Below are 6,827 nucleotides of genomic sequence, written 5' to 3' on the forward strand. Positions count from 1 at the left end.
CCATAGCGATGGCTATGCTTTGCGAAACCTGCCTAGAATTGACTGCTTCAAACACCTCGCTGAAGTCAATGGGGACTTATTCTGCGTTTCCCTAAAAACGAATCCTTGGGTAAAAATTAATAACGGTTATTTGCCCGCACAATGAACTTTGTGAAAAAAATTTTACCCGCTTATCAAGAGTATACTCTTTTTGTACGTACTTTCACGTAAAAGATAAGTTTTTTGTCCCTGTTATTGATTTTCTAGGTCAATTTGACCTTCTCTAAAGATAAAACAATGACATAGGCTGGCTTCACAATAAAATTGCTCGACTGGATGCCTAAAAATAAAAACGTTGTCACAAAGCACTGATTTATTAGGGAAACGCAGAACATGAAATTGAGTAATAGCAGAAAAGATTTGCCGAGAACTCAAAAGCTCTCAAGCGACGGCATAGAACAGGAATGGTATAACGAGGGCGAGAAGTAAATTAATCCCAATATTTACTCTTAGGGAAGTGCAGAACAAGTCCAAATTTTACTTTGCCTGAAGCCATTTGGACTTATTCTGCGCTTCCTTAGAATTACTGTATAAAAAACCCCGCCTAGACAAAAGAGCCTAGCACAGGGTTTTTACCTGACAAAGATGTGCCTTAAGCGTTTAAAGCATCACTGACAATCGCTTGCGCTTCTTTCAGAATAGCATCTAAATGCGCTTGATCTTTAAACGATTCGGCATAGATTTTATAGATGTCTTCCGTGCCGGACGGACGTGCCGCAAACCAACCGTTTTCGGTGGTGATTTTCAGACCGCCGATGGCCGCGCCATTTCCCGGTGCATGGGTTAGTTTGGCGGTAATCGCTTCACCGGCTAGGGTATCAGCCTTAACCATTTCCGGTGAGAGGTTTTTCAGAATGGCTTTCTGCTCACGGTTCGCCGGCGCATCAATACGGGTGTAAATCGGCGTGCCAAACTGTTGCGTCAATTCTTGATACAACTGTCCCGGATCTTTGCCGGTTACCGCGGTAATTTCCGCCGCCAGCAAGTTCAGGATAATCCCGTCTTTATCGGTACTCCAAGGCCCGCCATCGAGACGTAAAAAAGAAGCGCCAGCCGATTCTTCACCACCAAAACCGAATGAACCTGTTTGTAAACCGTCTACAAACCATTTAAAACCAACCGGCACTTCAGATAAGTTTAGATTAGATGCTTGCGCCACGCGGTCAATCATCGAACTGGAAACCAGTGTTTTGCCGACTGCTGCATTGCTAGGCCAATTTGGACGGTGATTGAAAAGGTAATCAATTGCCACTGCCAAATAATGGTTCGGGTTCATTAAACCGGCTGACTTGGTAACAATTCCGTGGCGGTCAACGTCCGGGTCATTACCGAACGCCAAGTCGAAATCATCTTTCAAATCTATCAGACCAGCCATTGCATAAGGTGACGAGCAATCCATACGGATTTTGCCGTCTTTATCGACGTGCATAAAACTGAAAGTCGAATCAACACTACTGTTAACCACCGTGATATCCAGACCGTAATGCTCGGCAATCGGTTGCCAGAAATCGACACCGGCGCCGCCCATCGGGTCAACACCGATTTTCAAGCCGGCTTCCTTGATTGCCGCCATATTGATAACGCGTTCCAGACCTTCGATATAAGGCGTCATCAAATCGGTCGGTTCGACAAATTCGGATGCCATTGCATCGCTTAATGCCAAGCGTTTTACATCAACCATGTCGTTTTCGATAATCACATTGGCGCGACTCTGCACCCAGTCAGTAATATCGGTGTCGGCAGGCCCACCATTCAGCGGATTGTATTTAAAACCGCCATCTTGCGGGGGATTATGCGAAGGGGTAATGATGACCCCATCGGCAAACCCGCCTTGACGACCTTCGTTGTACATCAAAATCGCATTCGAGATGACTGGCGTCGGCGTATAACGCCCGTTGCTTTGAATAATGGTTTTCACGCCATTCGCGGCAAACACTTCAATCGCCGTGGCGTGCGCCGCTTCCGATAAAGCATGAGTGTCCATACCGACAAACATCGGCCCATTGATATTCTCTAAACGACGGTACTCGACAATTGCCTGACAAATCGCTGCAATATGAGTGTCGTTAAATGTGCTTTTCGAGGAACAACCACGATGACCGGAAGTCCCGAAACCAACCGCCTGTTCCGGATTGGAAACATCCGGTTTAAGGCTGTAATAATCGGTCATCAGTTTAGGAATATTTTCAAGAATCGATGCTGGGGCTTTCTTACCCGCAAGTGGCGATAGTGACATAGAGACTCTCTGCTTTGTATCTATTAAAGATTTATGGTGAAAAAACAATTCACTTATCTTGGCTTTTTTCGTAGGACTATGCAAGTGACATCAATTGAATAAATCGGATATATTAGTAACCACTAATAACAAAACAAAGAAGGTTTTTATGTTTCAGAACTGCCAAGATTTAGCCGCACCGGAAAAGTATCAACTGCTAGTGAACGGCGTAGTCCCTCGCCCAATTGCTTGGGTCAGCACCTTAAGCGAACAAGGTATCAGTAATCTATCGCCTTATTCATTTTTCAGTGTCGCCAGCGTGAATCCACCAGTCTTAACCATCACGCAAGTGCCGGCACGCAATCGCCCGCATAAAGACACCATGTTGAATTTATTAGCGACCAAAGAGTGCGTGGTCAATGTGGTCACCGAAGACACGGCCGAGTTAATGAATGACTCCTGCGCCGACTATCCGCACGACACCAGTGAAATCGAGCAGCTGAATATTGAAACCAGCGTTAGCGAGCTGGTCAAGGTGCCGGGCGTCGCGGCCGCGAAAATGCGTTTTGAATGTAAACTTCGCGATACCGTCAGCATTTCCGATGAACCGGCTGGCGGAACTTTAATTCTGCTAGATGTATTAGGGATCTATGTTGCGGATGAGTTAGTCGAAGACCAGAAAATCCAAGGTGCAGCGCTAAAAGCGGTCGGTAAACTGGGAGGAAACGGCTACTGCAAACTGGATTCAACTTTCGAAATGGAACGGCCAACTTTGGCATAAGATGCCAAAAAGAGTAAATAAATCAAACTCTTGACGCTTGTTAAACGCAGAGGATAATCGATTACTAGCTAGTAATTTTCAGTAGTAAATTTTTAGGCAAGCGGAGGAATCAATGAGCAGACGAAGCCTTACCAAAAGCAAATCTCCACTAAAAAGCAGAAAGCTGCTGATCCTCACTTCAATGCTGATTCTTGGCTTACAACCGCAAAATGCCATTGCCGCAAGCTTACTGCCACTGATATAACTAGTGTCTATCCTCTCAAAGGGCTATCGGTCACTTCCCGATAAGCCCTTTTTTATTGCTCAATTTCAAACCGCATTTAATACATGATCTTATCGGTTTTCTGTTGCCAAAGCTTAAACGCTTGGGTAGCACTTTCTATCGGAATACGTTCACTCTGAATGGGTTGCAATGGCAATGGCTGACAGAGGTTCTCGGCAATCCAAACATCGTCAAAACCGATCGCTCGGGCGTCGGCACCGCTATTGGCATAAACGAGTTTTGGAATGCGTGACCAATAAATCGCACTCAAGCACATCGGACAAGGTTCACAGCTGCTGTAAATCACGCAATCGCTTAAATCAAAACGCTGTAGTTTATGGCTAGCAGCGCGAATCGCCTGCATTTCGGCATGCGCGGTCGGGTCATTGAGTTCCAATACCTGGTTCTGGCCGGAAGCAACGAATTCATTCTCGCAGACCACCACTGCCGCAAAAGGCCCACCGCAGTTTTGTTCAATCGCAGCCAGCGACAGATCTGCCGCCATTTGTAACCAATATCTATCACGCTCGTTAATCGTGCTCACTTACTTCATCTCTTTTTGGATTTTTGAATACAATACTATCTCAATAAATTAATTAACTGCCGAGAATATAATGAATCTAGCCTTAAAAAAATCACTGCGTAACAGTGCAATTTTAGCGTTCGTCATTGGAGCCATTGCGCTTTATCAAGGTGAAACAACGCAAACCACAATCCTTAGCGTTGTATTCAGTTTCTTAATTATGCTACCGGCTTTTTGGCTGTCATATTGGCTGACCAATAAAAATCAGGATTAATTGCTATGCTTCAAATATCTGCTCTCTCTTCCACCTGTAAAACCCTTGGGCTAATTATCTCTTCGGCATTGCTTTTTAGCGGCTGTAGTGCCCCTGTCAGCAAAGACTACAATCCAAATGTCGATTTCCAACGTTATCAAAACATCAGTTTTCTGCCGGCGGATCGAGTTGAGAACAACGCAATTCTAAAATACAAAGCTGAACAGCCGTTGCAAGCGCAGCGTATTAAAATTGCAATTGAAGAGAGCTTACAGGCGAAAGGGATTTCGGTTGAACGTGATCCAGCCAACGGATTTGTCAGCTATTATGTACAGACTGAAACCTACATGGCACAAGACCCGGTCAGTATCGGTTTTGGCTTTGGAACATTCGGTCGCCACGGCGGCATTATGTTCGGAGCAAACGAGCCGCTAGTTGAAAGCAAAGACTATAACCTGATCATCGATATTTACGACCCGAACTATCAAGTGGTGTGGCGCGGCAAAACCGAAGTTGATTTTACCTTAGCCAACAGCCCACAAGAGTCAATGCAGTTAATTCAAGCGGCAGTACAGAAAGTACTGGCAAACTTCCCGCCGAAAAAATAATTACAGCTGTTCAGCAAGAAACTGTAACAGTTGCTGCGCTTGTTGACGCTTCAATGAATCGACAAGCGCTTTTTGTTTTGTCGACGTGATAAGCGTCAGCTGATTCACATCGCTTTCAAAACCCAAATTCTCACCAACCTGATTGGCGCAAATCATATCCAACTTCTTGCGCTGCAATTTGCTAAGCGCATAGTCAATGACATTCTCTGTCTCTGCAGCAAAACCAACTACAAATGGTTTGTCGGCTTGTTCAGCAACCCAAGCAACAATATCAGGGTTTTTGACTAAATTTAACGTTAAGCCTTCCTGCCCGTCTTGCTTCTTAATTTTCTGTTCGCTGGATTCAGTCATTCTAAAATCCGCCACAGCAGCTGCACTAATAAAAACATCGGCTTGCTGGTAATTTTCTTGTACTGCGGCGAACATCTGCTGTGCGGAACGCACATCAATTCGTGTCACTTTATCCGGCGTTGCCAGATTAACCGGGCCTGCAATCAAGGTGACTTCTGCGCCAAACTTAGCTGCTTGCTCGGCAAGCGCAAAGCCCATTTTTCCGGAGCTACGATTACCCAAAAAACGCACCGGATCCAAATCTTCAAAAGTTGGACCAGCGGTAATTAACAGGCGTTTACCTTGCCAGAACGCATTGTCCACCTGCTCGTTCTGTTCGGCTAAAGCTTGCCAGCTCCGGAAAATATCAATCGCTTCCGGCATGCGCCCAGTACCAACTTCACCGCAAGCCTGTTCACCACTAGCCGGTTGCAAAACATGAAAACCACGCTGTTTTAATACCTCTATATTTTCTTGCGTAGCCGAGTTTTGCCACATCAATCGATTCATCGCCGGAGCCATAATCACCGGTTTATCGGTCGCTAAAATCAATGTCGTTAACAAATTATCCGCTAAGCCCATGCGAATCTTTGCCAAGGTATTGGCAGTTGCCGGTGCGAGAATAATCCAATCCGCCCAACGCGCTAGATCAATATGCCCCATACCCGCTTCTTGTTCAGTATCGAACAGACTGTCACGCACCGGATGACCACTCAACGCTTGAAAACTCAGTGGTTGAACAAATTGCTTGGCACCTTCGGTCATCACCACCTGAACTTGATGACCCGCCTTAATAAAATGACGGCACAATTCCAAAGACTTATAAGCGGCAATACCGCCACTCACGGCTAAAAGTATTTTCATTTTCGATTCAGATTAGCTTGTTAACATTTGTGACTATGATAAACCCTTGCCCTATTTTTTGGCAGTGTGGAGGTCAAAAAAGCTTTGAGTATGGGATACAAAAACATGAAAAAATTTAATATTTTGCACTTCAGCCTGTTTATATTTATCACGCTATTTTTAATCTCGGCACTCGATATTTATCATGACTTACATGATATGGGCGGTATGAATACTCATATATGGATAGAAATTGTTATGGCCATCCTTTCGCTGGTGGCATTTGGCTATATGCTGCATTCAATTCGACGCCATAAAATCAAATTAACGGATGTCAGCGAAAGCTTGGATCAAACTAAACAACAGCTAGATAGTGCGCAGGAGCAATCTCAAAAACTGCGCGGTGAATTTTCCGACATGATCCAGAAGCAATTCCAAACTTGGGCTTTCACTAATAGTGAAAAGGAAGTAGCACTATTACTGTTAAAAGGGCTGAGCCTAGATGAAATTGCTAATATCCGTAATACCAAAGAGAAAACGGTACGCCAGCAAGCTTCTAACCTCTATAAAAAAGCTCAGGTTGCCGGCCGACATGAATTAGTCGCCTATTTCTTTGAAGATCTACTGATTACTAATACTGAGTCCTCAGCAACATAACTAAAATTCTCTCCTAGAAGTCTAGCCACGCCCGCGTGGCTTTTTTATGTCTGCCGTATTTACTTCTTCCTTTGTTAACTGGGTCGCGGCAACATCAGCGAAGGTCTTGCCAATAGCCTAAATAAACACCAATAACACCCTGTTTAAAAAGCATAGAAGGCTTGAGAATAATCGAGTAAGGAGGATTCGAGCGGTGCAGAAACACAAAAAGCAAACGCCACGGTAATCCCCCCGAAAAATAAACGCAGTTAAAAGTAGAATTTTCTCGTAATCTACACGCAGGAGATTCTGCATGAAAAAATCAAAATTCAGTGAT

7 protein-coding genes are annotated in these 6,827 nt (G+C 44.6%); 4 read left to right on the plus strand and 3 right to left on the minus strand.

Annotation, left to right across the window (positions count from 1 at the left end; all coding sequences use genetic code 11):
- Nucleotides 1-631: 631 nt before the first annotated feature.
- Nucleotides 632-2,275, minus strand: a complete 1,644-nt coding sequence (gene pgm / locus J3998_RS12850) for a phosphoglucomutase (alpha-D-glucose-1,6-bisphosphate-dependent) (RefSeq protein ID WP_208151070.1) — start codon at nt 2,273-2,275, stop codon at nt 632-634.
- Between the two features lie 148 nt (nt 2,276-2,423).
- Between pgm and J3998_RS12855 the strand changes: the two genes are divergently transcribed.
- Nucleotides 2,424-3,035: a flavin reductase family protein gene (locus J3998_RS12855; protein WP_208151071.1), complete on the plus strand. Its 612-nt coding sequence runs from the start codon at nt 2,424-2,426 to the stop codon at nt 3,033-3,035.
- Between the two features lie 320 nt (nt 3,036-3,355).
- Here the strand turns inward: J3998_RS12855 and J3998_RS12860 are convergent, their stop codons facing one another.
- Nucleotides 3,356-3,841 (minus strand): deaminase, encoded by a 486-nt coding sequence (locus J3998_RS12860; RefSeq protein ID WP_208151072.1) that lies wholly within the window; start codon nt 3,839-3,841, stop codon nt 3,356-3,358.
- 70 nt (nt 3,842-3,911) lie between these two features.
- Between J3998_RS12860 and J3998_RS12865 the strand changes: the two genes are divergently transcribed.
- Nucleotides 3,912-4,094, plus strand: coding sequence for a hypothetical protein (locus J3998_RS12865; protein WP_208151073.1), 183 nt, complete (start codon nt 3,912-3,914; stop codon nt 4,092-4,094).
- Nucleotides 4,095-4,099: 5 nt separating this feature from the next.
- Entirely contained in the window at nt 4,100-4,681 is a 582-nt protein-coding gene (locus J3998_RS12870) for a DUF4136 domain-containing protein (RefSeq protein ID WP_208151074.1), read from the plus strand.
- On the opposite strand, the gene coaBC is transcribed toward J3998_RS12870, so the two are convergent.
- Nucleotides 4,682-5,875: a bifunctional phosphopantothenoylcysteine decarboxylase/phosphopantothenate--cysteine ligase CoaBC gene (coaBC, locus tag J3998_RS12875; RefSeq protein WP_208151075.1), complete on the minus strand. Its 1,194-nt coding sequence runs from the start codon at nt 5,873-5,875 to the stop codon at nt 4,682-4,684. It abuts the gene before it with no gap.
- A gap of 105 nt (nt 5,876-5,980) precedes the next feature.
- Here coaBC and J3998_RS12880 point away from each other — a divergent pair, with 105 nt between their 5' ends.
- Nucleotides 5,981-6,511, plus strand: coding sequence for a helix-turn-helix transcriptional regulator (locus J3998_RS12880; protein WP_208151076.1), 531 nt, complete (start codon nt 5,981-5,983; stop codon nt 6,509-6,511).
- Nucleotides 6,512-6,827 lie beyond the last annotated feature (316 nt).

The organism is Thiomicrorhabdus marina (assembly GCF_017571465.1).
GTDB classification, from domain to species: domain Bacteria; phylum Pseudomonadota; class Gammaproteobacteria; order Thiomicrospirales; family Thiomicrospiraceae; genus Thiomicrorhabdus; species Thiomicrorhabdus marina.

What these genes read in the sequence shown, in the direction of transcription:
- pgm (WP_208151070.1), bottom strand. Translation starts at nt 2,275, where the DNA reads ATGTCACTATCGCCACTTGCGGGTAAGAAAGCCCCAGCATCGATTCTT.
- J3998_RS12855 (WP_208151071.1), top strand. Translation starts at nt 2,424, where the DNA reads ATGTTTCAGAACTGCCAAGATTTAGCCGCACCGGAAAAGTATCAACTG.
- J3998_RS12865 (WP_208151073.1), top strand. Translation starts at nt 3,912, where the DNA reads ATGAATCTAGCCTTAAAAAAATCACTGCGTAACAGTGCAATTTTAGCG.
- J3998_RS12870 (WP_208151074.1), top strand. Translation starts at nt 4,100, where the DNA reads ATGCTTCAAATATCTGCTCTCTCTTCCACCTGTAAAACCCTTGGGCTA.
- coaBC (WP_208151075.1), bottom strand. Translation starts at nt 5,875, where the DNA reads ATGAAAATACTTTTAGCCGTGAGTGGCGGTATTGCCGCTTATAAGTCT.
- J3998_RS12880 (WP_208151076.1), top strand. Translation starts at nt 5,981, where the DNA reads ATGAAAAAATTTAATATTTTGCACTTCAGCCTGTTTATATTTATCACG.